A 24,447-nucleotide genomic window follows, 5' to 3' on the forward strand; every position below is an offset into this window, starting at 1 on the left:
GTCCAATAAATGGCTAGATTTTTCATCGATCGCCCCATCTTCGCGTGGGTGATCGCCATCGTCATCATGCTCGGGGGCGCCCTGGCGATCTGGGGACTGCCGATCGCGCAGTACCCGAGTATCGCGCCGCCGTCGATCTCGATCTCCGGTTCGTATCCGGGCGCCTCCGCGAAAACCGTGGAAGACGCCGTGACCCAGGTCATCGAGCAGAAGATGAAGGGCATCGACGGCCTGCGCTACATGAGCTCCTCGTCGGATTCGACGGGCGGCATCAGCATCACGCTGACGTTCAAGAGCGGCACCAACCCGGACATCGCCCAGGTGCAGGTGCAGAACAAGCTGCAGCTGGCTACGCCGCTGCTGCCTACCGCCGTGACGCAACAGGGCCTGGTAGTATCGAAAGCCACCAAGAACTTCCTGCTGGTGCTGGGCTTCGTGTCCGAAGACGGCAGCATGAACCAGGCCGACCTGGGCGACTACGTGGCGGCCAACGTGCTCGACCCGCTGTCGCGCGTGCAGGGCGTGGGCGACGTGACGCTGTTCGGTTCCCAGTACGCGATGCGCATCTGGCTCGACCCGACCAAGCTCACGAGCTACCAGCTGACGCCGGCCGATGTGATCACGGCGGTGCAGGCGCAGAACGCCGAAGTCTCGGCCGGTGAACTGGGCGGTGCCCCCGCCGTGCCCGGCCAGCAGCTGAACGCCACCGTGACGGCGCAGAGCCGCCTGCAGACCGCCGAGCAGTTCGGCGCGATCCTGCTGAAGACACAGTCCAACGGCGCCACCGTGCACCTGCGCGACGTGGCCAGGATGGAGCTGGGCCGCGAGAACTACGCCACCGTGGCACGCTTCAACGGCAAGGCCGCCACGGGTATCGCCCTGAAGCTGGCCACCGGCGCCAACGCGCTCGATACCGCCAAGGCCGTGGAAGCCAAGGTCGAGGAGATGAGCAAGCTGTTCCCGAAAGGGATGAAGGCCGTTGTCGCATTCGACACCACGCCGTTCGTCGAACTGTCGATCGAGGAAGTGGTCAAGACGCTGATCGAGGCCATCGTGCTCGTGTTCCTCGTGATGTATCTGTTCCTGCAGAATTTCCGCGCCACGCTGATCCCGACGATGGCCGTGCCGGTCGTGCTGCTGGGCACCTTCGCCGTGCTGTCCGCACTGGGCTATTCGATCAACACGCTGACGATGTTCGCCATGGTCCTTGCCATCGGCCTGCTGGTCGACGATGCGATCGTGGTCGTGGAAAACGTCGAGCGCGTGATGACGGAAGAGGGCCTGTCGCCGAAGGAAGCGACGAAGAAATCGATGGGCCAGATCTCCGGCGCGCTGGTGGGTATCGCCATGGTGCTGTCCGCCGTGTTCGTGCCGATGGCGTTCTTCGGCGGTTCCACGGGCGTGATCTACCGCCAGTTCTCGATCACGATCGTGTCGGCCATGGTGCTGTCCGTGCTGGTGGCGATGATCTTCACGCCGGCGCTGTGCGCCACGTTCCTGAAGCCGGTGGAAAAGGGCCATCACCTGACGAACCGCGGCTTCTTCGGCTGGTTCAACCGCACGTTCGAGAAGAGCACCAACAAATACCAGGGCGTCGTTGCCGGCATGATCCGCCGCCGCGCACCGTCGATGATCCTCTATGCGGTGCTGCTGGCCGTGCTGGCCGTGGTGTTCATGCGCCTGCCGACCTCCTTCCTGCCGGAAGAAGACCAGGGCGTGCTGTTCACGCAGATCCAGCTGCCGACCGGCGCCACGCAGGAACGTACGCTGAAGACGATCGAGAAGGTCGAGGACTACTTCATGAACCAGGAAAAGGCCAACGTCGCTTCCGTGTTCGCGGTGGCCGGCTTCTCGTTCGGCGGCAATGGCCAGAACACCGGTATCGCGTTCGTGCGGATGAAGGACTGGTCCGAGCGTTCGGGTGCCGAAAACAAGGTCAGCGCCATTGCCGGCCGCGCCATGGGCGCGCTGATGCAGCTGCGCGACTCGATGGTGTTCTCGTTCGCACCGCCGGCCGTGATCGAACTGGGTAATGCCTCCGGCTTCGACCTGCAGCTGCAGGACGTGGGCGGCGTGGGCCACACGGCGCTCATGGGCGCGCGTAACCAGCTGCTCGGCATGGCCGCGCAGAACAAGGCGCTGGTGGGTGTGCGCCCGAACGGCCAGGAAGACACGCCGCAATACAAGGTGACGATCGACCAGCAGAAAGCCACGGCCCTGGGCCTGGCGGTGGCCGACGTGAACCGCGTGCTGTCCGTGGGCTGGGGCTCGTCGTACGTGAACGACTTCATCGACCGCGGCCGCGTGAAGAAGGTGTTCATGCAGGGCCAGCCGGATTCGCGCATGGTGCCAGAAGACCTGAACAAATGGTTCGTGCGCAACAACGCCGGCGAGATGGTGCCGTTCTCCGCATTCGCCACCGGCGAGTGGATCTACGCATCGCCGCGCCTGGAACGCTACAACGGCCTGTCGTCCGTTAACATCCAGGGCAGCCCGGCGCCGGGCGTGAGCTCCGGCGCAGCCATGGCCGAAGTGGAAAAGATGATCGCGCAACTGCCGCCGGGCATCGGCTACGAGTGGACCGGCCTGTCGGTGGAAGAACGCGAATCCGGTTCGCAGACGCCGATGCTGTACACGATCTCGATCCTCATCGTGTTCCTGTGCCTGGCCGCGCTGTATGAAAGCTGGTCGGTACCGTTCTCGGTGCTGCTGGTGATCCCGCTGGGTATCATCGGCACCGTGCTCGCCACGTGGGGCTTTGGCCTGGCGAACGACGTGTACTTCCAGGTGGGCCTGTTGACCGTGGTCGGCCTGGCCGCGAAGAACGCGATCCTGATCGTGGAATTCGCCAAGGAACTGCAGGAAGGCGGCATGCACGTGCGTGAAGCCACGCTGGAAGCGGTAAAGCTGCGCCTGCGCCCGATCCTGATGACGTCGATCGCCTTCGGCCTGGGCGTGCTGCCGCTGGCCCTGGCGAGCGGCGCCGGCTCCGGCAGCCAGAACGCCATCGGCGTGGGCGTGCTGGGCGGGATGCTGTCGGCAACGTTCCTCGGCATCTTCTTCGTGCCCGTGTTCTTCGTGCTGGTGCGCAGCATGTTCGCGTCGAAGGACGCGAAGACCGCGCAACCCGCCGCCGGCACTACCGTATGAAAGTGAACAGAAACATGACCAAGACCTTGATTACCCTGGCCGTGACCGCGCTGCTGGCCGGCTGCAGCCTGGCGCCCGTGTACGAACGCCCCGCGGCGCCGGTGACGCCGGCATGGCCGCAGGGCGATGCGTACCAGCCCACGGCCGCATCGCAGGATGCGAAGCAGGCTTACGACGTGCAATGGCGCGAATTCATCGCCGACGAACAGCTGGAAAAGCTGGTCGAGCTGGCGCTGGCGAACAACCGCGACCTGCGCGTCTCGATCCTCAACATCGAAGCCGCGCGCGCCCAGTACGGCGTGCAGCGCGCCGACCGCGTGCCCGGCCTGAACGCCTCGGTGAGCCAGACGGCCCAGCGCGTGCCGGACAACCTGTCCGCCACCGGCGAAAGCTACATCACGCGGCAGTACACCGCGGGCCTGGGCATCCCAGCCTTCGAACTCGACTTCTTCGGCCGGGTGAAGAACCTGTCCGAAGCGGCGCTGCAGCAATATCTGGGCACCGAAGAGGCACGCCGTTCGCAGCAGATCAGCCTCGTGGCCGAAGTGGCCAACGCCTGGCTGACGCTGGCCGCGGACCAGGAACGCCTGCGCCTGGCGCAGGACACGCTGAAGAGCCAGCAGATCTCCTATGAGCTCAGCAAGCGCCGCTTCGAGGCGGGCGCGACGTCCGGCCTGGATATGTACGAAGCCCAGACCAGCGTGGAAACGGCGCGCAGCGACGTGGCCGTTTATACGGCCCAGGTGGCAGCCGACCAGAACGCGCTGGCATTGCTGGCCGGTGCTCCGGTGCCCGCCGAGCTGCTGCCGCAAGGCGAGCTGCAATCGGTGACGCAGCTGGCCGAGCTGCCGGAAGGCGTGCCGTCCGAAGTGCTGCAGCGCCGGCCGGACGTGCTGTCCGCCGAGCGCACGCTGCAGGCGTGGAATGCGAATATCGGCGTGGCCCGGGCCGCGTTCTTCCCGAGCATTTCGCTGACGGCGTCGGCCGGCGCGGCCAGTTCCGACCTGTCGAACCTGTTCAAGGCGGGCGCCGGTACGTGGTCGTTCATCCCGCAGCTGAACCTGCCGATCTTCGCGGGCGGCCGCAACCAGGCCAACCTGGACCTGGCCCGGGCCAACCGCGACATCGCCGTGGCACAGTATGAAAAGTCGATCCAGTCGGCGTTCCGCGAAGTATCGGACGCGCTGGCCCAGCGTGGCACGCTCGACGAGCGCGTGGCATCGCAGGCCGCGCTGGTGGAAGCTTCCAACAAGAGCTACCGGATCCACGAGCAGCGTTACCAGAAGGGCGCGGAGTCGTACCTGAACGCACTGGTGTCGCAGCGTAATCTCTACGCTGCCCAGCAGACGTACATCAGCGCGCGGCTGGCGAAAGCTTCGAACCAGGTGACCTTGTACAAGGTCCTCGGTGGCGGCTGGCAGTAATAGCCGGCGAGCCGTTGGCGTCATTCAACCCAACGGCAGAAGCCGGGGTCAGATCCGCCGGGGTGGCGCAGGGGTTTCGCGAAGCATGGTTCGCGCCTGCGGAACGGTGCTGGCATGCATGCCAGCACTCCTTCCTGATCCCAGGTTTTGGGCTTGGGGTGGAATCAAGCATGCTCGGCGTGCACCGTTCACAGCCACGCTATAGCCGAGCAACCCATCAAGTCAACAACGGCGGCATCCACTCCATGCAGAGATACAAGCCATTTGCCCCGTTGAGCGTGAACCCGCAGCGCTGGAACAACCGTTGCGCACGGGTACCGGGCAGCACATCCAGCCGCACGGGCACGCGCATCCGCACGCCCTGTGCCTGCAGGCTGCGCAGCAGGCCAAGGCCGATACCGCGGCTGCGGCATTCGGACAGCAGGCTGATGTCGAGGATGCGGATTTCGTCGGAACCGTAGTTCACGTGCAGGGCGCCGATGGGCCGCTCGCGTTCGACGATGATGGCCGTGTCGGCATAGGGGTAGAGGGAATGCTGCTGCGTTTGCCATGCACGGCACTGCAGGGCCATCAGCATCGCCTCGGTACGGGCATCGCAGGCTCCCATGCGCTGGTCGGCGGTACGGGTGCTGGCGTACAGCAGTTCCATGAAGGCCTGGTCGGCGGCTTCCGCCGGCCGCATTTCGATCGTGCGGGAAGTCCTGGTTGACATGGTCATCCTTGCGCAAGTAGCGGTCGTAGAAAATGATAGCATCCGTGCGCGTGCACGGGGGATACGTTTGACAATATCGGGGTGGCCAGCTATGGGATCAGCCGCCAGCGCCCCTGAAAGGCAGTATGAGCAATACCGAAAAACGCCATCACGACCCGGAAAAGGCGCGCCACCGGCGCCGCCAGGTGCTCGACGCGGCTGCCGCCTGTTTCGGCCGCAGCGGCTTCCATGGCGCCAGCATGGCCGAGATATCGAAGGCCGCGGGCATGAGCGCGGGCCACATCTATAACTACTTCGACAGCAAGGACGCGATCATTGCCGCGTTCGTCGAGGAAAACGTGGAGCGCGTGTCGGCGCTGATGCGCGGCTTCGAGCTGAAGGACGATCCGCTGCAGGCGCTGCTGGACGAAGTGCCGCGCGCCGTGCGCGACGATCTCAAACCGGAAACGTGGATCCTGCCGCTGGAAATCACGGCCGAAGCATCGCGCAATCCGCAGATCGCCGCGGTGGCGCGCGACGCGGACCGCCGCACGCGGGTCCTGCTTCGCACGATCCTGAAGACCGGGCGGGCAAGGCACGGACTGTCCGTCGACGACGCCCTGCTCGATGCGCGGATGAACGTTATGATCACGATGTTCCAGGGCCTGCCCGTGCGCGCCGTGCACAATCCGGACATGGACCCGGACATGCTGACCGAGTCGTTCCGCCTGGCGTTGCGGGCCCTGCTGTTCAGCTGACATCCAAACAAAGGACGCAATGACCGACTTCACTGGTTCTACCAACTTTATCTTCCCGCCGCACGAAGCGGCATCGCTGGCCATCGAAGGCACCGACGCCCGCTTCCCCGTCCGCCGCGTCTACTGCGTGGGCCGCAACTATGCCGGCCACGCCCGCGAAATGGGCTCCGACCCGAGCCGCGAACCGCCGTTCTTCTTCACCAAGCCGGGCGACGCGAACGCCGTGGTCGCGGTGGCGCCAGGCACCACGGCCGAGCTGCCGTTCCCGCCGCAGACGAACAATTTCCACCACGAGTGCGAACTGGTCGTGGCCATCGGCAAGGGCGGCGCCGACATCGCCGTCGACGCTGCGGCATCGCATATCTTCGGCTACGCGGTCGGCTTCGACATGACGCGCCGCGACCTGCAGAACAGGATGAAGGACGCCGGCCGCCCGTGGGAAATCGGCAAGGCGTTCGACTTCTCGGCACCGGTCGGCACGCTGCACCCTGTGGCCTCGGTGGCCGGTATCGAAGACGCGGCGATCACGCTGCAGATCGACGGCGCCACGAAGCAGTCCGGCCATATCAATGAGCTGATCTGGTCGATCCCCGAAACGATCGCCAACCTCTCCACCTACTTCACGCTGCAGCCGGGCGACCTGATTTTCACGGGCACGCCGGAAGGCGTGGGCGCCGTGCAGCGCGGCCAGACCCTGGTCGGCCATGTCGACGGCCTGACGGACATCGCCGTCCGCTTCGTTTAAGCCGGCCTACAGGCGCGCTGCGATGGCCTGCAGGCCTTCGAGCGCGCCGGCCGCCAGTCCCACATCCTTGTCGGTCGGCACGTGCGGCTCGCGCGGATTGATCCGCACGAGCCTCCCACCGCGCCGTATCACCTGCTGGCTGAAGTGCCGCACCGACGGAACCGCCGTGCCGGCGCCCAGTTCGATCACGACCGGCCGCTCCACCTGGTCCAGCCACCGCTCCAGCCGCGCCGCCTGCTGCGCGCTGCGCCGTTCGATCCAGCCCCAGTCGCCGAACATCAGGATGTTCGGCCGCGCCATGCCGCCGCAGCGGGGGCAGCGGGGCGGCGCGTTTTCCAGTTGGCACGCCGTTTCGTCCACTCGAGGGATGAAGCGATCCGCCTCCCAGATCGCGTCGCTGCACGGTTCCAGGCATTGCAGGTGGTGAATGGAGCCGTGGCATTCGTGGATCCTGTCCGCGGCGAAGCCGGCCTTCTGGAACTGGCCGTCGACATTGCTGGTGAAGACGTGGCAGCCATGCGGCATCCGCTCGCCCCAAGCCTTCAGCAGCCTGAATCCGTCGTGCGGGATGGTGGCGCGATACAGGTTCAATCGGTGGCCATAGAACCCCCAGGCCAGGCCCGGATTTTCCCTGAAGGTGGTCGGCGACGCGGCCGTCGTGAATGCGATGCGGGCTGCGCCCAGCGCCGGGTAGGCGCGCCAGAAGCCTTCGTTGCCGCGAAAGTCGGGCAGGCCGGAATCGACGCCGATGCCGGCGCCCGCCGCCACGATGAGTGCGTCCGCCTGGCGGAGCAGGTCCGCGGCACGGTCGAGTTGGAGAATATCGGGCAGGTTGGTCATCCTGGATTCTACCGTTCTCCATGTCAAATGCGGTGCCGGCGATCGCTGCCGACAGGCAAGCCTGCTCTTGTGCAAAAATGGCATGGCAAAAACTCAAACCCCTCTGCTATAATCCGGGCTCTCGTCGGGGCGTAGCGCAGCCTGGTAGCGTACTTGCATGGGGTGCAAGGGGTCGGAGGTTCGAATCCTCTCGCCCCGACCAGAAGAATCAATGACATACAGCGCGTGCTGTACATGAACCCACCTGCCGAGTATTGGACACTTGTCCAATACTCGGCAGGTGGGTTTGTCATTTCTGCTGAGTGTTGGGGGCCATCCACGCCCACGAGCAGGACGTCGAAAGAAATTGCTGACCGAGTGCACCAGTACCATTCAAGCCAGTAGGGGATAACCAATGCGGTGCTCCAAGGCTTTATCTGCGGTTGCAACGCCTCCTGCACGTTCGCTTCCCCGAGCGGACACGGTTTTCTGCAAGGAATCGACCCTCAAACAGGCGTGTCTGACCGGACAACCATGTCGAGTTCACGATGAAGCCGTGATTCCCGGTGTGCTGGCGAAAAGCTGCGGAGCAACTTGCTGCAGCATGAGGGCCGTACGGTTGCGGCCCTCATGGGCATCAGGAGTGACGCGGCCGGCGGAGTGCGAAGAAAACGAGCCCAGCTGCCAGCATGGCCCACGTACCCGGTTCCGGAACGGGCAGTGCCTCGGTATAGACGGTCAGCGTCGGGTTCAGATACTGAAGAGCCGATGTACCGATGGAAAAATATTCGACGGGCGTACCGTCCTCCAAAGCCCACCAGTTTGCGTAGGCCGCCTGCGCCATCGCACCAACCTGAAGACTGAAGTCGAACGCGCCGAACCCGGCACTATTCTCGACAAATCCTCCAAGCATCACTTCATTAGTGACATCGTTCTGGCTATAAAGCGCTTGTGAAGAGCCGTTTATTCCAGCATAAGCACTTGCGATGTTGAAACCGGCGGTGTGAGAAGCACCCACGGCATCGGCGGGAACTTCAGCTGGCGTGAGGATGCCGGAGACGGTCGCGGAAAATTCGATCCCGGTGATTCTATAACCGTCCGCGGCCTGGAACTGCATCGATGTGTAAGACTGGACAGAGCTTGGTATGGACCATGCTCCTTCCATCTGCATGTATTGCCCGACATGGCCGAGGCTCAGCGTGGTGGCGTTTGCGCCGCTTGCTACGATATTGATGCCGTCAGGGCCTTCGGGATAGTCAATCGTATTGCCCTCACCGAAACTGCTGTACGTCATAGAGAACATCGGCACGGAGATTGTGTCAGCGTGTGCTGCAGGAAGTGCAAAGGCAGCGACAATCAATATTGCATTGGATAAGCGCATGAGATCTCTATTCTTAATTAAGAAGTTCATTTTTTACGTCACCCCCCTAAAAATGAAAAAATTTCCAAAATAAAAGTTGTTATGAAAGCACTTCACTTTGTATGTTGCCGGGCAGTTCGAACATTTATCGTCCCTCCAGGTGGTTTAAAACCTTGTGGCGTAAAGGTGGCGCGGACCACCTTCGCAGGCTGATAACTGCAGATACGGCGACACAAAACGACGGCTGTACCTATTTGCGGCGAAGCTTCGACGCGCCCACTAGAAGCAATCCAGCACCCAGCATTGCAAAGGTCGCTGGTTCAGGAATGGGGCTTGTTTGCGTAATCGTTGTTCGGGTGAACGGCCTGAATTCCAATGCATTTTCCTCGAGGGGCATTTGCAATCCAAAAGTGCCATGTGAAATGCGGTAGTTGGCTTCATACGTGTCGCTAAAACCCATCCAGCTCCCCGCTCCTGTCCAGGGGTTATTGGTATAGCTCACTTTGGAAGCTTTGAATTCCAAGCCGCCAGTAGCACTGTACGAGAAAGAACTGATGCCACATTGAAAGGTCGGCGTTTCAGGAGGGCATGCTGCATAGTTAAAACCGTCGAGGATAAGCTCGGTCACCTCATCCAATGCAAGCACTCCGTCGGAGTCGCCGTCTATGCCTGCGAAAGTGCCGCTGAAAACACGATCGGGGTCGTCGTAACCAAACCAGCCACCTGGATAGACCCAAAAGCCCTGCCAGGTAAATTCCCAGTATGTCGGGACAGGCGCACTTGCCTGCGCGAACGAACTGCAGAAAGCCAGTACCGCAGCTGACAATACATTTCTAAGAATCATTGTTTCCCCGCTATGGTTGTCAAAAGAAGCCACGTCACGACGTAACACCGAACCATATTAGCAATAATAAAACAATTAGAAGTTGTTTAGCTGCAACACTTTCATAGATGAAGTAGCCATTTTTGCAAACCAGGGCAGCGGCCAACGCGTCAAGGAACAGACCTTGAACCGGGTGGCGCGAAAGTGACGCGGACCACCTTTGCAGCCCGTATGGTGAGTCTCGAAAACTATCGCCGAAACACATTGCTGCTGACGAGATAGGGATGAGCGCTGAAAGCCCGCGCTTCAACCTGCGGGCTTTCTGCGTTTGGCGGTGGATTCCTTCCTGTGGATGCCGCTGAATGTACCCATTCCCGCGAAGAATCCGCTTCGAAAGGTCGCGGGATTTTACATTTTGCAGCCGGCTTTTCTGCGGCGGCGGGCGCCCAGCACAACGAGCATGCCAGCAGCAAACATCGCGTAAGTCGCTGGTTCGGGAACTGGCAGAGCTTCGGTGTAGATCGTCAATTGCGGATTCCAGACGTCGATCTGTCCACGGCCATATACCTTGTCTGATGCCCAATCCCAATCAGGATTAGGAATACCAGGAGTAGGCGTATAAGGAGTAAAGTAAGTCGCGTATCCCCACGCAGTCGCAGCGATTTCAAATTGGAAATCCAGTGGCGAGCCACTGTTGGAAATTGGCACCGTGACGTCGATCGTTTCCTCAGTGAGGTAGCTTTCCTGGTAGATATAAGCACCCGGTGCAGAATCCATGCCGAAATATATTCCGAATCGATTACCGGCATCGCCATAGCGGATGTTGGTGGCACCGGCCGGCGGCTGTCCAGCTTGGAACGACCCCGTAACAGAGGCGGTAAAGCGAATTCCCGTCACGCGATATCCTTCCGCAGCATTCAGTATCGCGGAGCTGCTGAAGTATTCGGATTGGGGATTGCCACCGCTAGCAGCCAAGTGCAGCCCGTCGTCTGGAATGTCCAATGACAGAACAGTTTCGGCGGCATTGCTCGACACGATGCTTGCAAATTGTCCGCTGGAACCAGGTGCCAGGTCGAGCGAGAAGGTGGGTACAACGATCGGTGCTGCATTGGTCATAGCCGAGGTCGCCAAGATCAGCGCAGCGAGCGCTGTACAAGCAAGATTGGATGCCATTTTTTCTTCCGTAGTCGTTGTGAGAGTATCGTGGTCGCAGTGCATTCTGGGCTGATCGTTTGCCGCCAGCCATGCGACCTCGATAATAATGTATTTTTGGCATTATTCGAAACAGTTTGTCGTCATCGGTGGAAATGCATGGAGCAGGTGGCCAAAAGCTCGAGGATCCAACTGGGCAAGCGCCGGTTTTTTATTGTCCAGATGATTTCCCTAAGCCCTGGCAGAGCAATCAGACGTGTCTGAAACCGCCAACCGAGATTTCATGAAGAGGGCCTCCGCATGAGCGTCAAACTGCTCGCCAGACATGGCATCTACACCGCGAACACCATCGTCACGCCCGATGCCGCTGCCGAAGCAGGGCTGATCGCAGCGAATCTGGCGATCACCGATCTCGGGGACGGCGTCGCATAGGTGGCTCCGCCGGTTCCGCCAGATCGGCACTACCCCGTCATGGTCGAGGTGGACTCGGCCGGAAACTCGTTCGCGGTGGTGCGTTCGCAGAGTGGCCAGCAGTTGTCGATTGGCGGCGGCGCGATGGCCGGCGGCACGATCATCGGCGGCACGATCATCGGCGGCACGATCATCGGCGGCTTGGGCGATTCGATCACCGCACAGTTTACGACCACGCATGGGCGGGCGCGCAGATTGAATTCCGCAATAAGGGCTTCCTGGCCTGGCTCATGATCGTATCCGATGGCGCCTTGCATGGGGTGCAATGGGGCGGACGTTTGTGCAAACTGAATTCGCGGCTTCTCTACCATCCTCTCAAAGCTTTCCAGCCCTTGCCATCCTGGAACGCCTGCCTTGCAAGCTGACCTGAAGGCACGATGTGGCGAAGCCTGCCAGGAATCTGCCGCAATTTCAGGACCGTAATATCGGATCGTCCCCCGACAACGCCGTTGCAGCATGCGGCGAGCTGTCGGCAGGCGCCCGCTGGCGGCCAGCGGCACCGGGCAGTTCCCAATCCCGCAACCCCTGGTCCTTGCCCAGCCTCACGCGATGAAGTTTCATCGCATCGATGACATCCGCCGTGCCCGGTGTGGCGACGAGCAGCGGCAAGGTCTGTGCCGCCTCGAGGAAGAATCCATCGCGATGGTCCTCGCCCTGGTCCAGGAACGCATTGGACCACCAGTCGACGATCCGTTCGCTGGCGTGATCGAGCGCCGTCTGCGTAACGAGACGGTTCGATTTCTGGATATTGATCTGGCGCGCAGCCGGCATCAGGTTCCACGCATCGCCGCAAGGCCATGCCGCGAACGGGAAGCAGTGATCGACGTCGTATGCACCGTTGAGGCGAGCGCCGGACCACACGCAGTACACCGGCTTGCCCGCCGCGCGCAGGCGGTCGACCGCGGCCCGGGCAAAGCCGGTATCGCGGACCGGGTCCGCCCAGGCGAGCAGCCGGTGCGCCAGCATGCGCACGTCCGGCTGGCGATTGGCGGAATAGCCTTCGATCAGCCGCACCCATTCGGCCACCAGCACCGGCTCGATCCACACGTTGTAGTGGCTCAGGGCCTGCCAGATCTCCAGCGGCACGCGAAAGTCACCGAAGCTCCACAGGAACGCTTCGTCGATCACCAGTTCCGGCGGCGTGGAAGCCAGGCGGCGCCGAACGATCTCGAAAATCGGATTGCCGCCGGAGGGCCAGCGCAGGTATTTCGCCGGCATGTCGCGGATGATCTGCGAGATCTCGGACAGGCTGCGGTGCAGGTGCCACGCCACGTCGCCCTTGAACCGGGAGCCCGTGCGCAGCTCCACCGCCGCGATGGGGCGCAGTGCATGGAAATTGTCCGTCGCAAAGCCGGGGCCGGTGCCCAGCCGCGATGGGGGCATCTGCGGCAGGCCGCTCTCGATCAGCGGCTTGTACATGCGCAGCCAGAACAGCGATACCAGTCCCAGTGGTACCACCACCGAATCGGCTTCATGGCGCGCCAGCCCCGATGCGGTATCGGCGATCCGGGCGATCACGCGCAGCAGTGCGATCTTGTAGGTGGACGCCTTCTCGTCCATCAGGATCAGGTGGCGCAGCAGCGGCAGGGCACCGAGGCCGTCGTCGGGCAGCCCCAGTACGACGTTCGTCCAGGAGACTTCTGCCCGGCCCAGCCTGTCCGCGCTATCGGTGGTGCGAACGATGCGCAGTCCGAATTGCTGGGCAAGGGCCGTCAGCTCCGCCAGCGATACCTCGTGCATCGCCCGTTCCGTGTCGGGCGCACCGAGCCGGAGGCTGATCGCAATGCGGCCGTTCGGCGCCAGCAGCGTTGCCAGCTTGCGCAACGAGCGCTGGCGGTCCGCCGGCGGAATGTGCATCCACATGGCGGACAGCAAAATGAGGTCGAACCGCAGGTTAAGCCGTGGCACTTTGACGAGGTCCGGCAGGCTGTCGGACAGCCAGCGGATCTTGTGGGAGGGGTGGAGTTCCCGCGCCTGCGCGAGCATGGCATCGGAGGGGTCGACGGCAACGACCTCGTAGCCATGCGCCGCGAACCATGCGGCATCGCGGCCCGAGCCGGCGCCGATATCGAGCACTGCCGCGCCGGGGGCGGGGAGGAGGTCCAGCAACCCGGCATGCACCTGCTGGAAGTCCAGCGACTCGTACTGGGCGGCCAGCCGGGCCGCGTGTTGTTCGTAGAAAGGGATTGCTGGCATCGACTGCCGGTTCGCTTTAGTGACGTCGAACGATTCTAGTCGGACTCGTACGATCCTGGCGCGGATCGCCAGGGAATTTTGCAAGGCACCCTGGCAAGTGCCCGCCAGTTTCAGTCTTTCGCTGCGCCCGCCTGGACGGCAAGCCCCTTCGCCAGCACCTCGGCAACCGTCGTATTCAAATCAGCGCCCGTTTCAGCGGCCAGCGCCTGCAGTTGCTTCACCAGGTCGCCATTGAGTTTCACCGCAAACGGCACCAGCCCCAGTGCCTGGTCACGCTTGCGCTGCTCGCGCTTGTCGACGGCAGGCGCACCGGCGTTCCCGAACCCCGCCACGCCCGGCGCGGTCGTCTTGCCCATCAATTTTTTCGCATCGAACTTTGCGAGATCCGTTTTCTTCATATTGTTTACCCTTTAAAAGGCCGTATTCTACGCTCCCGTTCCACGTTCCCCTTGTCCAGACCAGCCATCGCATATGCATGTGCGCCGGGCGGACGCCGTCACGCATCCCCGCTATGCCAACAAAGCATAGTTCGTTGCAAAAAATGCTTAACTTAAAAGCATCGTCCCTCGCTAGACTTCGATGGTCCGTGGCACCAGCCGCGGACCGACAACAACTATGCAAAACCTCGGAGGAGACGAATGATCAACAGGATGCTTGACCGTATCGCCGGTGGCTGTGTCGCGGCGCTGCTGTGCGCTTTTGCCATCCATGCCCACGCGGCGCCCGTCGGCAAATCGAACCAGTTCCTGGCGGGCGGCGACGTATCGGTGCTGACCCTCATGGAAGACAACGGCGCGCGCTACACCGACCGCGAGGGCCGCGAAAGCGACGCCCTCTCGATCCTTGCCGCCGCGGGCCACAATATCGCGCGGCTGCGGCTCTACGACCAGCCCGGCCCGGGCCACGGAAATGGCGGCTGGCATTGGCCGGCCGGGTCGCAGGACCTGGACGACGTACTGGCGCTCGCCAGGCGCAGCGCCGACCTGGGCATGCAGATCCAGCTGACGATCCACTACAGCGACTTCTGGACCAACGGCGGCCAGCAGGCCGTGCCGTTCGCGTGGCGCGACGAACTCGCCGCCATCGCCGACGAAGGCCAGCGCTTCGAACGAGTGCGGGAACTGGTGTACGAGCGCACCCGCGAAGTCATGCTGGCCATGAAGGAGCAGGGCACCGCGCCGCAATTCGTCTCCCTCGGCAACGAGATCGCCGGCGGCATCCTGTACCCCTATGGCGAACTGTTCCCGAACGGGCAAGCGAACCCGCTGGGCTGGACGCGGCTGGCGTCGCTGCTGCAGGCGGGCCATGATGCGGTGAAGGCGGTGTCGCCGGCGACACGTGTCGTCATCCACCTGGACGATGGCGGCAACGTCGGCAAGTACAACTGGTTCTTCGATAACCTGAAGGCGCACGGCGTGCAGTACGACGTGATCGGCGCTTCGTACTATCCGTTCTGGACCGGCAAGACCGTGTCGGAGATGGCCAGCTTCGCGAAGACCGTCACCGCGCGCTACAAGAAGGAACTGCTGGTGATGGAAGCCGGGTTCAACTTCGCGCCGCTGCTGCCGAGCGGCTGGCCCGGCCAGCTGACGCACAACGGCCCCTACCCGGCGTCGATGAGTTCACCGGAAGGGCAGAAGGCGTTCATGGACGAGCTGCTGGCGACCATGAAAGCGACCCCGCACGTGATCGGCGTGCTGTACTGGGATCCGGTGATGATCGAAACGCCGGGCGTCGGCTGGGCCGTGTGGGAGAACGGCACGCCCGGCTCCAACGTGGTGTCGAATACCACGCTGTTCGATTTCGAAGGGCGGGCGTTGCCGGTGCTCGATAGCTGGAAGACCTATACGAAGCCGAAGGCCAGGTAGGCGTGACGGCCACATCGCGGGCCGTCTCCGGCGCCGCGATGGCCTGAGGTCTGTCCTGGAACGCCGTTGTTCAGGAGCGGAATCGCGTGAAATGCGCTGAAATCCATCGGGACAGACAGGATATTGGTTTTTTCTGACCACTTTCACGTCACGGCATTGCTGGATAGCACAGGTACTTCATTGCCAGCGGGGCATGCCGCACGGGCCATGCATCATTCGCCGGTTGCCGCTGGCTGGCGATACCTGACGGCCTCGACAAAGGCCGAAAAAGCCGGCGATGCATGGCGCCTGTTCGGGTAATACAGGTGGAAGCCCGAAAAGTACGGGCACCACTGCGGCAGGATCTGCCTGAGCCGTCCATCGGCCAGGTAAGGCTCGGCCATGTAGTCGGGCACGTAGGCCAGGCCGATACCGTCCACGGCGGCATTCAGCACATGCAGGGAGCTGTTGAACACCAGCTGTCCAGGCACCTTCACGGTGAATCCCTTGCCATCCTTTTCAAACTCCCACGCGTAGATGGCGCCCGACGCGCGGTGCCGGATGTTCACGCACGCTCGCGCCGTGAGGTCGTACGGCGTTTCGACCGGTGCGCTGCGTTCGAAGTATGACGGCGAGCCGACGACGATCATCCGCCAGTCGGGGCCGATGCGGGTGGCGATCATGTCCTTGCTGATGGCTTCGCCCAGGCGGATGCCTGCGTCGAACCGCTCCTCGACCACGTTCGTGAAGCCGTAGTCGACATACAGCTCCACGGTGATATCGGGGTAGTCGTGCAGGAAGGTGGCAAGCATCGGCCGCAGGCACTGTTCGATCGAATCGTCGGTGCACGTCACGCGGATCGTGCCGCTCGGCTTTTCCCGCAATTCTCCCAGCGCCTCCACCTCCAGCACGATCTGGTCGAACAGGGGCGCGATCGCCTGCTGCAGCCGCTCGCCGGCCTCGGTGCAGGAGACGTTGCGCGTGGTGCGGGCAAGCAGGCGCACGCCCAGCCTTTCCTCCAGCGCCCGCATCGTGTGACTCAATGCGGATGACGTCACCCCCAGCCTCGCGGCAGCCTTGGTGAAGCTCTGCTCGCGGGCGACGGCGAGGAATGCCTGCAGGTCGTTGATCTTCGCATTTTTCATTGCTGAGTTTTTTTCACAAGTACATCAAGATTGTACCCACTAATCAAAGTAATCGACATCGCGCACCATGGAGCCCTTTTCTCAAGAAGCCAACCGCGGGTGGACCGGCTCCGCCTGTTTTGGTGATTCACAACGCTGCATATCTGAGTATCCATGACCGCACAACTATCCGAAGTCGCTGCGAGCGACCCTGCCAGGGCAGGCGAAACAGGCAATGCGCCGGCACGATGGGGCGCCGTACTGGCGATGACGCTCTGTGTGTTCACGCTGATCGCGTCCGAGTTCCTGCCCGTCAGCCTGCTCACGCCGATCGCCGGGGAGCTGGGCGTGAGCGAAGGCCTGGCCGGCTATGGCATCGCCATCTCCGGCGCCTTCGCCGTGCTGACCAGCCTTTCCATTGCCAGGCTCGCGGGCACGATGGACCGCAAGACGCTGCTGCTGTGGCTGACCGCCCTGATGGGCGTTTCCGGCCTGGTGGTCGGCATGGCGACCAGCTATGCCACCTACATGATCGGCCGGGCGCTGATCGGCGTGGTGGTGGGGGGCTTCTGGTCCATGTCGGCGGCGGTCGCGATGCGGCTTGTGCCGCCGAAAAGCGTGCCCAAGGCACTGGCGATCTTCAATGGCGGCAATGCGCTGGCCACGGTCGTCGCGGCGCCGCTGGGCAGCTACCTTGGCGGCACGATCGGCTGGCGTGGCGCGTTCTTCTGCCTCGTTCCCATGGCGCTGCTGGTGCTGGCATGGCAATGGGTCAGCCTGCCTTCGATGAAGGTTGCGCCGCGCACGACCGGTTCGGCCAATGTCTTCAGCCTGTTGAAACGACCGCTGGTCGTTACCGGCATGCTGGCGGTGGGCGCGTTCTTCATGGGCCAGTTCGTGTTGTTCACCTATGTGCGCCCGTTCCTGGAAACGGTCACCCGCGTGGACTTCGCCACCCTGTCCATGGTGCTGCTGGTGATCGGCATTGCCGGGCTGTCCGGTACGCTGTTGATCGGCAAACTGCTGAGCTGGGGCATGTACCGCACGCTGGTACTGATCCCGCTGGCGATGGCGCTCGTCGCGCTGGCCCTCGTTGCCTTCGGCGGCTGGGCACCGGCGGTGTTCGTACTGCTTGGCCTGTGGGGCCTGATGGCAACCGCGGCGCCGACCGGCTGGTGGTCGTGGCTGGCGAAGGCCCTGCCCACGGATGCCGAAGCCGGCGGCGGGTTGATGGTGGCGGTGGTGCAGCTCTGTATCGCCGTGGGTTCCGTCATCGGCGGCATGCTGTTCGATGGCAGCGGTTATCGTGCCACCTTCGTTGCCAGCGCCGTGCTGCTGGTGGCGGCTGCGGTGCTGGCGTTCCGGACATCCCGCACCGACCATCGGTGAGCCGAACCGGTGGCTGCGGAAACCGCGCCTTGCCCGCACAGGGCAGGCAGCCGGGACGGCGTATCATCACGGCACACCAGCGTATGGAATGAGGAGAAAGCCGTGGCACACCGGATGGACGAGGAAGGAACCACGCTGATCGCGTTGTTCGTGGCAATGCGGGAAAACGGCCCGGTGTGCGAGGAAGTACCCGCGCACAGCCTTGGCGGGGACCGGTACGAGCTGCTGTCGTCGCCCGGGCTCGCGCTCAATCTGGCGCGGGGCGATATCGTGGAGATCGGCGACGGCGCAGTGCCGGCCACCGTGGTGGACCGTGGCGGGAATTTCTGCATCCACGTCTATGCCGACGATATCCCGGCGCGGGCCGTGGCGGACCTGGAGCGGAACGTGGGCGAGCAGCTGTATGGCACGCTGGACGGCACGTATCGCGGCAATCTCGCCCTCACGGTGCCTGCTTCGGCCGGGCTGCCCGCCATCTGCCGGGTGTTCGATGCGTTCACCGAGGAGACCGGCATCCAATGGTATTTCGCGAACATCTACAAGAACTTCGAAGACGTGGAGGATGAAACGCTGCTCGACTGGTGGCAATGACGTGATGCTGTGGTGCGCCGGATTGCCACCCGCCGCAGCGCGATCACTACCGCTGTCCCGCTGAGCAGCATGCCGCCAATGCTCAGTGCGATGAGGGCACCGATCCGTGTCCATTCCGCCGACAGCATCGCCGGCAGATCCCAGCTATGCAGCAAGTTGAACAGCCACCGGCCCGCGCGCTGCGAGCGGTCGGCGCTCAGTTCCACCTGGCCGGTGCGCATGTCGACATGCACCCACGTGGCCGACGGATCGGCAAACACGACACGCAGCGCAGGCAGGCGCCGTTCGTTCCCGCCGTACATCGAAGCTGTATCGCGCCTGTAGTAATGGGCGTCGTATTCCGCCAGCATTTCGAAAGAAGCGATGGGATAGGGCAGTGCCTTGCCCGCCATGCGACGCAGCTTTTCCTCGGGCCAGGACGAAGCCACCGCGAAGCTCCCGCCGGAAGCCCGCACGATGCGCGTGTCGTTCAAACCATCGCGCGCCAGGATGAACGGCTCGCCATCCAGCACCCGCCATTCCAGCTCGCGGGCCGCAAACCCCTCGCGGCCGAGCAACGCCAGCGCATCGCCGGCGGATAACGGCAATCGCGAGGTGCCAGGACTGCCGGCCTGCATCGCCACGACATCGGGCCTCAAGCCCTTCGCATCGAATATCCCGCCTGGATTCATCGACATCAACCCGCTGAACACCCACGTGCACAGGATGGCGCCGAACGTGAGCCCGAGCAGGTGGTGCCAGCGCATGGCCGTCTCACGATACGGCGTGCGGAAGCCGTTCTTGTAGCGGCCCTTGAAGCGCCACCGCCAGATGCCGTTGACGATGCCGGTGACGGACGTGAATACGCCTACGCTGGAAATGGCGATCAGCGTCCACGTCCACACGGGATCGGTCGGCTGGTTCTTCAAAATGTACAGCCAGTGCAGCCAGGCGCCGACGAAGTTCCACCGGCGCTCCGCGCGTGGTGCATCGAGCACTACCTGGCCGGTCGTGGACGACACATAGACGCGTGTCGAAGCCGCGTCTTCCAGTTCCACGACGTGAAGTGGACGGTGCGGGTTCAGGCCGCGCGCGTGCGTCCAGCGGTCTTCGTGCACGGTGCCTTCGTACCGCGCGGGTGCGCCGGCCGCGCAGGCGCTGGCGGCACGCACCGCCTGCGCCGCATCGACGGCGGCATGTTCCCGGCCGGTCATGGCATCGACCGCGACCCGGGACCCTCCAGGGCCATGGAGCACGTAGTGCGGCGTGCCGCCGATCGATGTCAGCGCCAGCGCTTCCACGGCGCCCGTGCGGCTGTTTTCGATCGCCAGTCCGGGATCGATGCAGCACCCCTGCCGCTGCAAGGCCGGCAACGGGGCAAGCCGCTCGGCCGGCGTCAGCTTCGGGTAGCCGACGAACAGCATGACGATGCCGCTGGCGAACCAGATGGCCATCAGCAGGCACATGCCGATGCCTGTCCAGCGGTGGATCAGGTAGAGGGTGCGTTTCATGGCACGTGCCCGGCCGTCAGAACCGGTGATCCACCACCAGGTCCAGCTTGCGATCCGGCCCGTAGAACCACTGCTGCGGCATGTAATAGGCCGTGGTGAAGTAGCGCCTGTCGAACACGTTCGCCGCGCGCAGTGTCACGCGCGTGCGCGGCGCCGCCTGCCAGCGCAGCGACAGGTCGGTCACTGTGTAGGCGGGCAGCTTCAAGGTGTTGGCGTTGTCGGCGTTGCGCTCGCCTACGTGGCGCAGGACGGCGCTAGCCGTCCAGGCGGTTGCAAAGTCCCAGTTCAGCCACACGTTGGCCAGGCGTTCCGGCACATCCGGCGGCGTGTTGTCGGCCCGTGAAATGGCCTTGCCGCCCACCGTTTCGTTGAAGTCCTCGAAGCGGGCGCGCAGCAGCGAAGCATTCGCGTCGATGCGCCAGCCCGGGGCCAGCGCCGCCGCCACCGTGGCCTCGATGCCGCGCGACGAGCGCTCGCCCACCTGCAGGCTCTGCGACGGATTGGCCGGATCGCGCGTAAGCAGGTTGTTCTTGGCGATGTCGTACAGGGCCAGCGTCCATTCGCCGCCCTGCGCGAACGCGTGCTTGACGCCGATTTCCAGCTGCCGGCCGCTCGCGTTGTCGAACTTGCTGTTGCCGGTCGAGAGGAACAGCAGCGCGCCGATCGGATCGGCCGCCTTCGCATACTGCCCATAGAACGTCAGCGCCGGCGTCGCCTGGTACACGGTGCCGGCGCGCCAGCCCACGTTCGTGAACGTGCGGTCGTAGGCCTGCTGCCGCGCCACCAGGTCGTCGCGGCGCAGTGCCGCGTGGTCATAACGCAGTCCCGCCAGGACCGACAGCTTCTGCGTCAATTGCAAACGATCCTCGGCGAACAGCGCATATTGTTTGGCTTGTGTGTGATACCTCGGGATCGTCGGCACCGGGCTGGCGAAATTGCCGGGAACGGGATCGTACAAATCCACCGAGGCGACCCTGCCGACATACGTGTTGTTCGTGTGCGTGAACTTCGACGAGTTGATGTCGAAACCGGCGGACACCGCGTTGTCCATGTCGAACAGCCTGCCCTTGACGGTCATGGACGTGGTGTTCCCGGTCTGCGACTGGTCGTGGTAAATCTCCGTGGCATCGGCGCGGTCGAGCAGGCCCGTTGCAGCGTTGTAGTAGTAGCCTTCCACATCGCGCCAGTGTCGGTCGCTGCCGATGCGGTAGAAGCGGCTGCGCACGGCAGCAGTCTCGGTCGGCGTCCAGCTCACCAGCACGTCGGTCCAACGGTCGTCGAAGCGCATCACGCTGTCGGCCACGTTGTAGTTCTTGTGCGCGAGCGCGGGCACCGGCTTGCCGTCGACGAGCGGCGTGCCGAAGTAGCGCATGGGTTCCTGCCTGCCGCGCGCGGTGCCCACGCGAATGTTCAGTGCCGGCGACACATCGAAGCGCAGCGCGGCGGAGACGGCGCGGTTGCTGTGCTCGCCCATCTCCACCCAGCCGTCGGCCCGCTCCATGCTGGCGTCGATGCGGTACGACCAGCGTTCGTCGATGGCGCCGCCGCTGCCGAAGGCCGCGCGGCGACTGCGCTGGTTGCCGATGCCCAGTTGCAGTTCGTGTTCCGGCGCGCCTCGCGTGGGCTGCTTCGGCACCACGTTGACGACGCCGCCGATCGCGCCGTCACCGTGGATGACGGAAGCGGGACCGCGCAGCACCTCGATGCGTTCGACGGACCAGGTGTCGAACGGGAACGTCAGCCCGGCACCGCCGTACTGGCGCATGCCGTCGTAGAGCCGCATGACGGACGTGGTGTCGGTAAAGCCGCGTGCCGCCACGGAGGAATTGCCGTTGCCGGGGTGTGGCATGGCGCTGATGCCGGGTGCGCGGGTGATGGCGTCAAGCAGGTTGATGTCGCCGCGCTCTTCGAGCTGGCGGCGTGTGATGATGTCGATGCTGGCCGGTGTGTCGAAGCGGCTCAGGTCGAGGTTCGAGCCGGCGGACGCCCGCGCTTCCAGCCCGCCGTTGTCGGCGCGCGCGGTGACGAGTACGGTGGGCAGCGTAGCGTCCTGCGCGGCGGCCGGGCCGGGCCGAACGGCGATCGCCAGCAGGCAACAAAGGAAGAGACGGGTGCGCGCCGGCACCGACGCGGGAAATGCGATGTTCATGGTGGTCCTGCCTGAAATGATCGGTAGCCGCGGAGGCGGCATGGTTCGGTGGCCGTGGGTGGCCACGTGCGTTGGAGCGATCAGGCCGGCAGGGGCGGGCCACGCGGCTGGGCGGCGGCCCAGGTGAACAGCGGGGCGGGGGAGTGGTAGAACAGCGGCGGGCGGGGCGCGGCGATGCTGCCCCGTGCGACGGCGATCGCGGTGGCGGGCAGCGCCGGGGTGTCGGCCTGGAGCCGGCACCAGGCGCAATCATCCATATGGCCGACGCGCCTGTCGTCCGGCTCGACCATGCCCGCGGCGGCCATGTCGGCATAGCTCATGTCCGCGTAGTTCATGCCGCTGGGCGCGCAGATCTCGGCCATCATCAGGTTCCCGGCTTGGTCGCCCGCCAGCGCGCGCGACACGGACGGCATCAATGCGGCAGCCAGGATGGCAATGAAAGCCAGCCAAGTGAAGCAAGTGCGCCATTGTCGGGTCTTGAACATGCGGGCATTCTAGCAGCGCGGCACGTCCGCCGCGCGCCGTGCGTGCAGGCGTGTGCTCAGGTCTCGTGCGACTGCCGGCCCATGGCCAGCGCCACGACGACGCCCAGCGCGCAGAGCCCGATCACGTAATACGCCGGCGCCAGCGGCTGGCTCTTGAGCATCAATGTCACCATGATCGGCGTGAGGCCGCCAAAGATCGCATACGACAGGTTGTAGGAAAACGAGATTCCCGAGAACCGCACGGGCGCCGGAAACGCGCGCACCATCACGCCCGGCACCACGCCCACCACGCCCACGCTGAACCCCAGCACGGCGTACAGGGGCAGCAGCAGGTCGGGCCGCACTGGCACCGTGGTGTAGAACACCCAGGTGCAGGCGCCCAGCAGCAGGGCGCCGCCGAGCAGCACGGGACGCGCACCGAAGCGGTCGGCCAGCAGGCCGGCGATGACGCAGCCGAACGCCAGGCACAGCGTGGCCACGGTGTTGGCCTGCAGCGCCGTGGGCGCATCGAAGCCGTGCAGCTTCTGCAGCAGCGCCGGCGTCATCAGGATCACCACGACGATGCCCGCGGACAGCATCCACGTCAGCAGCATCGACAGCACGACGCTGCGCCGGTGCCCGCGCAGCACGGCCTTGATCGGCAGCTCGGCGGCAAGCGCCTTGCGCTGCTGCAGTTCGGTGAACACGGGCGTTTCATGCAGCCAGCGCCGCAGGTACATGGCGCCCAGCCCGAAGACGCCGCCCAGCAGGAACGGAATGCGCCAGCCGTAGGCCTGCACTTCGGCGGGCGTGAAGAAGCGATGGATGCCGCTCGCCATCAGGGAACCAAGCAGGATGCCGAACGTGAGGCCGGCGGTCAGTGTACCGCATGCATAGCCGATGCGCCGCGCCGGCACGTGCTCGGACACGAATACCCAGGCGCCTGGCACCTCGCCGCCCACGGCCGCGCCCTGCAGCACGCGGAACAGCAACAGCAGCAGTGGCGCGGCGAGGCCCACGGTGGCGTAGGTGGGGAGCAGGCCGATCATCAGCGTGGGCACCGCCATCAGCACGATCGACAGGTTGAACATTTTCTTGCGGCCAAGCAGGTCGCCGAAGTGGGCCATCACCATGCCGCCCAGCGGCCGCACCACGTAGCCGGCGGCGAAGATGCCGAAGGTCTGGAACAGGCGCAGCCAGTCCGGCATCGAGGGCGGAAAGAACAGCGCGCCGATCGTGGTGGCGAAGAACACGAAGATGATGAAGTCGTAGAATTCGAGCGCACCGCCGAGCGCCGCCAGGGACAGCGTCTTGTAATCCTGGCGGCTCAGGGGGGACGACGGCTGCGCTTCCCTGGTTCCGGCAGGATGACGCGGCCGGCTTGCGGCCGATGGCTCTGCTTTGTCTGCTGATTCAACTGTTGTGCTCACCTGTTATCTTCTCCTGTATGGAACGTTGTGCCGCGGTAGCCAGTGCATCGTGCGTCGATTCGTCCCGCTTGCTGCTCGTGACGTAGTCGACGATCTGCGCGACCGTAGCTTCCGGCAATGCATGAAAGCGTGCGCCGTGGCGATATCTGCCGCCTTCGGTCACCCGGCTGTACAAGACCTCGACAGGTGACACATGTTCCACGGCGCAGCCGGGGAAACAGAAATTCAGCGTGTACGACTCGCCGTCCGGCGGTGCGGCGCCGGTGACGAAGCCGACACCATGCGCGCGCCTGGATTCATCGAGGTCGGTAGACATACGTTCCCGGGATGTCGTTGGATGCTTGCCAACTGGCACGAACGATTGTGCCAGAATC

Annotated in this window: 22 protein-coding genes and 1 tRNA gene; 9 read left to right on the forward strand and 14 right to left on the reverse strand. The window is 64.0% G+C overall.

All coding sequences use genetic code 11. The features are described from left to right. The first annotated feature begins 9 nt into the window (after positions 1 to 9). Both ACY65G_RS25755 and adeC read left to right on the forward strand, forming a co-directional pair. On the forward strand, positions 10 to 3,150 hold the full coding sequence (locus tag ACY65G_RS25755) for an efflux RND transporter permease subunit (protein ID WP_465000125.1): 3,141 nt from the start codon (positions 10 to 12) through the stop codon (positions 3,148 to 3,150). Positions 3,151 to 3,164: 14 nt separating this feature from the next. Then, positions 3,165 to 4,574, forward strand: coding sequence for an AdeC/AdeK/OprM family multidrug efflux complex outer membrane factor (gene adeC / locus ACY65G_RS25760; protein ID WP_465000126.1), 1,410 nt, complete (start codon positions 3,165 to 3,167; stop codon positions 4,572 to 4,574). Between the two features lie 217 nt (positions 4,575 to 4,791). Here the strand turns inward: adeC and ACY65G_RS25765 are convergent, their stop codons facing one another. Beyond that, positions 4,792 to 5,286: a GNAT family N-acetyltransferase gene (locus tag ACY65G_RS25765; protein ID WP_465000127.1), complete on the reverse strand. Its 495-nt coding sequence runs from the start codon at positions 5,284 to 5,286 to the stop codon at positions 4,792 to 4,794. 125 nt (positions 5,287 to 5,411) lie between these two features. On the opposite strand from ACY65G_RS25765, the gene ACY65G_RS25770 reads away from it, so the two are divergent. Beyond that, positions 5,412 to 6,023 carry a TetR/AcrR family transcriptional regulator gene (locus ACY65G_RS25770; protein ID WP_465000128.1) on the forward strand — a complete coding sequence of 204 codons (612 nt, stop codon included), beginning with the start codon at positions 5,412 to 5,414 and terminating at the stop codon, positions 6,021 to 6,023. A gap of 19 nt (positions 6,024 to 6,042) precedes the next feature. Then, positions 6,043 to 6,768 (forward strand): fumarylacetoacetate hydrolase family protein, encoded by a 726-nt coding sequence (locus ACY65G_RS25775; protein ID WP_465000129.1) that lies wholly within the window; start codon positions 6,043 to 6,045, stop codon positions 6,766 to 6,768. 6 nt (positions 6,769 to 6,774) lie between these two features. Here ACY65G_RS25775 and ACY65G_RS25780 read toward each other — a convergent pair whose 3' ends face one another. Then, positions 6,775 to 7,608: an SIR2 family NAD-dependent protein deacylase gene (locus ACY65G_RS25780; RefSeq protein WP_465000130.1), complete on the reverse strand. Its 834-nt coding sequence runs from the start codon at positions 7,606 to 7,608 to the stop codon at positions 6,775 to 6,777. 125 nt (positions 7,609 to 7,733) lie between these two features. Between ACY65G_RS25780 and ACY65G_RS25785 the strand changes: the two genes are divergently transcribed. Next, a tRNA-Pro gene (locus tag ACY65G_RS25785) sits at positions 7,734 to 7,810 on the forward strand. Positions 7,811 to 8,224: 414 nt separating this feature from the next. Here ACY65G_RS25785 and ACY65G_RS25790 read toward each other — a convergent pair. From ACY65G_RS25790 to ACY65G_RS25800, 3 genes are all read right to left on the reverse strand, one after another. After that, entirely contained in the window at positions 8,225 to 8,968 is a 744-nt protein-coding gene (locus tag ACY65G_RS25790) for a PEP-CTERM sorting domain-containing protein (protein WP_465000131.1), read from the reverse strand. A 229-nt stretch (positions 8,969 to 9,197) separates the two neighbouring features. After that, positions 9,198 to 9,791 carry a PEP-CTERM sorting domain-containing protein gene (locus ACY65G_RS25795; RefSeq protein ID WP_465000132.1) on the reverse strand — a complete coding sequence of 198 codons (594 nt, stop codon included), beginning with the start codon at positions 9,789 to 9,791 and terminating at the stop codon, positions 9,198 to 9,200. Positions 9,792 to 10,178: 387 nt separating this feature from the next. After that, positions 10,179 to 10,943 (reverse strand): PEP-CTERM sorting domain-containing protein, encoded by a 765-nt coding sequence (locus ACY65G_RS25800; RefSeq protein ID WP_465000133.1) that lies wholly within the window; start codon positions 10,941 to 10,943, stop codon positions 10,179 to 10,181. Positions 10,944 to 11,222: 279 nt separating this feature from the next. On the opposite strand from ACY65G_RS25800, the gene ACY65G_RS25805 reads away from it, so the two are divergent. After that, entirely contained in the window at positions 11,223 to 11,354 is a 132-nt protein-coding gene (locus tag ACY65G_RS25805) for a hypothetical protein (RefSeq protein ID WP_465000134.1), read from the forward strand. 29 nt (positions 11,355 to 11,383) lie between these two features. On the opposite strand, the gene ACY65G_RS25810 is transcribed toward ACY65G_RS25805, so the two are convergent. The 3 genes from ACY65G_RS25810 to ACY65G_RS25820 form a co-directional block, all read right to left on the reverse strand. Beyond that, the gene (locus tag ACY65G_RS25810; protein WP_465000135.1) at positions 11,384 to 11,650 is read right to left on the reverse strand and encodes a hypothetical protein; all 267 of its coding nucleotides are present in this window, start codon (positions 11,648 to 11,650) and stop codon (positions 11,384 to 11,386) included. A gap of 154 nt (positions 11,651 to 11,804) precedes the next feature. After that, positions 11,805 to 13,589, reverse strand: coding sequence for a methyltransferase domain-containing protein (locus ACY65G_RS25815; RefSeq protein ID WP_465000136.1), 1,785 nt, complete (start codon positions 13,587 to 13,589; stop codon positions 11,805 to 11,807). A 110-nt stretch (positions 13,590 to 13,699) separates the two neighbouring features. Next, the gene (locus ACY65G_RS25820; protein ID WP_465000137.1) at positions 13,700 to 13,987 is read right to left on the reverse strand and encodes a hypothetical protein; all 288 of its coding nucleotides are present in this window, start codon (positions 13,985 to 13,987) and stop codon (positions 13,700 to 13,702) included. Between the two features lie 240 nt (positions 13,988 to 14,227). Here ACY65G_RS25820 and ACY65G_RS25825 point away from each other — a divergent pair, with 240 nt between their 5' ends. Continuing rightward, the gene (locus tag ACY65G_RS25825; RefSeq protein WP_465000138.1) at positions 14,228 to 15,457 is read left to right on the forward strand and encodes a glycoside hydrolase family 53 protein; all 1,230 of its coding nucleotides are present in this window, start codon (positions 14,228 to 14,230) and stop codon (positions 15,455 to 15,457) included. A gap of 212 nt (positions 15,458 to 15,669) precedes the next feature. Here the strand turns inward: ACY65G_RS25825 and ACY65G_RS25830 are convergent, their stop codons facing one another. After that, positions 15,670 to 16,581 (reverse strand): LysR family transcriptional regulator, encoded by a 912-nt coding sequence (locus tag ACY65G_RS25830; RefSeq protein ID WP_465000139.1) that lies wholly within the window; start codon positions 16,579 to 16,581, stop codon positions 15,670 to 15,672. A gap of 153 nt (positions 16,582 to 16,734) precedes the next feature. Here ACY65G_RS25830 and ACY65G_RS25835 point away from each other — a divergent pair, with 153 nt between their 5' ends. Both ACY65G_RS25835 and ACY65G_RS25840 read left to right on the forward strand, forming a co-directional pair. Beyond that, positions 16,735 to 17,949 carry an MFS transporter gene (locus tag ACY65G_RS25835; protein ID WP_465000140.1) on the forward strand — a complete coding sequence of 405 codons (1,215 nt, stop codon included), beginning with the start codon at positions 16,735 to 16,737 and terminating at the stop codon, positions 17,947 to 17,949. Between the two features lie 102 nt (positions 17,950 to 18,051). Next, positions 18,052 to 18,540: a DUF4265 domain-containing protein gene (locus ACY65G_RS25840; RefSeq protein WP_465000141.1), complete on the forward strand. Its 489-nt coding sequence runs from the start codon at positions 18,052 to 18,054 to the stop codon at positions 18,538 to 18,540. On the opposite strand, the gene ACY65G_RS25845 is transcribed toward ACY65G_RS25840, so the two are convergent. The 5 genes from ACY65G_RS25845 to ACY65G_RS25865 all read right to left on the reverse strand — a co-directional run bounded on the left by ACY65G_RS25845 (position 18,486) and on the right by ACY65G_RS25865 (position 24,389). Next, on the reverse strand, positions 18,486 to 20,030 hold the full coding sequence (locus ACY65G_RS25845; RefSeq protein ID WP_465000142.1) for a PepSY domain-containing protein: 1,545 nt from the start codon (positions 20,028 to 20,030) through the stop codon (positions 18,486 to 18,488). The two genes, ACY65G_RS25840 and ACY65G_RS25845, sit on opposite strands and share 55 nt — an antisense overlap. A 16-nt stretch (positions 20,031 to 20,046) precedes the next feature. Then, complete coding sequence (locus ACY65G_RS25850; RefSeq protein ID WP_465000143.1) at positions 20,047 to 22,179, reverse strand: TonB-dependent receptor; 2,133 nt, start codon at positions 22,177 to 22,179, stop codon at positions 20,047 to 20,049. 80 nt (positions 22,180 to 22,259) lie between these two features. Next, positions 22,260 to 22,664: a DUF2946 domain-containing protein gene (locus tag ACY65G_RS25855; RefSeq protein ID WP_465000144.1), complete on the reverse strand. Its 405-nt coding sequence runs from the start codon at positions 22,662 to 22,664 to the stop codon at positions 22,260 to 22,262. Positions 22,665 to 22,720: 56 nt separating this feature from the next. Continuing rightward, positions 22,721 to 23,974: an MFS transporter gene (locus ACY65G_RS25860; protein ID WP_465000176.1), complete on the reverse strand. Its 1,254-nt coding sequence runs from the start codon at positions 23,972 to 23,974 to the stop codon at positions 22,721 to 22,723. A gap of 82 nt (positions 23,975 to 24,056) precedes the next feature. Next, a complete protein-coding gene (locus tag ACY65G_RS25865; RefSeq protein ID WP_465000145.1) occupies positions 24,057 to 24,389 on the reverse strand; it encodes a hypothetical protein in 333 nt (110 codons plus the stop codon). Between the last annotated feature and the right edge of the window lie 58 nt (positions 24,390 to 24,447).

This window comes from Pseudoduganella sp. jia 12, from assembly GCF_055502675.1.

Coding starts and splice junctions, on each gene's coding strand:
- ACY65G_RS25755 (WP_465000125.1), top strand. CDS start 10: ATGGCTAGATTTTTCATCGATCGCCCCATCTTCGCGTGGGTGATCGCC.
- adeC (WP_465000126.1), top strand. CDS start 3,165: ATGACCAAGACCTTGATTACCCTGGCCGTGACCGCGCTGCTGGCCGGC.
- ACY65G_RS25765 (WP_465000127.1), bottom strand. CDS start 5,286: ATGTCAACCAGGACTTCCCGCACGATCGAAATGCGGCCGGCGGAAGCC.
- ACY65G_RS25770 (WP_465000128.1), top strand. CDS start 5,412: ATGAGCAATACCGAAAAACGCCATCACGACCCGGAAAAGGCGCGCCAC.
- ACY65G_RS25775 (WP_465000129.1), top strand. CDS start 6,043: ATGACCGACTTCACTGGTTCTACCAACTTTATCTTCCCGCCGCACGAA.
- ACY65G_RS25780 (WP_465000130.1), bottom strand. CDS start 7,608: ATGACCAACCTGCCCGATATTCTCCAACTCGACCGTGCCGCGGACCTG.
- ACY65G_RS25790 (WP_465000131.1), bottom strand. CDS start 8,968: ATGCGCTTATCCAATGCAATATTGATTGTCGCTGCCTTTGCACTTCCT.
- ACY65G_RS25795 (WP_465000132.1), bottom strand. CDS start 9,791: ATGATTCTTAGAAATGTATTGTCAGCTGCGGTACTGGCTTTCTGCAGT.
- ACY65G_RS25800 (WP_465000133.1), bottom strand. CDS start 10,943: ATGGCATCCAATCTTGCTTGTACAGCGCTCGCTGCGCTGATCTTGGCG.
- ACY65G_RS25805 (WP_465000134.1), top strand. CDS start 11,223: ATGAGCGTCAAACTGCTCGCCAGACATGGCATCTACACCGCGAACACC.
- ACY65G_RS25810 (WP_465000135.1), bottom strand. CDS start 11,650: ATGCAAGGCGCCATCGGATACGATCATGAGCCAGGCCAGGAAGCCCTT.
- ACY65G_RS25815 (WP_465000136.1), bottom strand. CDS start 13,589: ATGCCAGCAATCCCTTTCTACGAACAACACGCGGCCCGGCTGGCCGCC.
- ACY65G_RS25820 (WP_465000137.1), bottom strand. CDS start 13,987: ATGAAGAAAACGGATCTCGCAAAGTTCGATGCGAAAAAATTGATGGGC.
- ACY65G_RS25825 (WP_465000138.1), top strand. CDS start 14,228: ATGATCAACAGGATGCTTGACCGTATCGCCGGTGGCTGTGTCGCGGCG.
- ACY65G_RS25830 (WP_465000139.1), bottom strand. CDS start 16,581: ATGAAAAATGCGAAGATCAACGACCTGCAGGCATTCCTCGCCGTCGCC.
- ACY65G_RS25835 (WP_465000140.1), top strand. CDS start 16,735: ATGACCGCACAACTATCCGAAGTCGCTGCGAGCGACCCTGCCAGGGCA.
- ACY65G_RS25845 (WP_465000142.1), bottom strand. CDS start 20,030: ATGAAACGCACCCTCTACCTGATCCACCGCTGGACAGGCATCGGCATG.
- ACY65G_RS25850 (WP_465000143.1), bottom strand. CDS start 22,179: ATGAACATCGCATTTCCCGCGTCGGTGCCGGCGCGCACCCGTCTCTTC.
- ACY65G_RS25855 (WP_465000144.1), bottom strand. CDS start 22,664: ATGTTCAAGACCCGACAATGGCGCACTTGCTTCACTTGGCTGGCTTTC.
- ACY65G_RS25865 (WP_465000145.1), bottom strand. CDS start 24,389: ATGTCTACCGACCTCGATGAATCCAGGCGCGCGCATGGTGTCGGCTTC.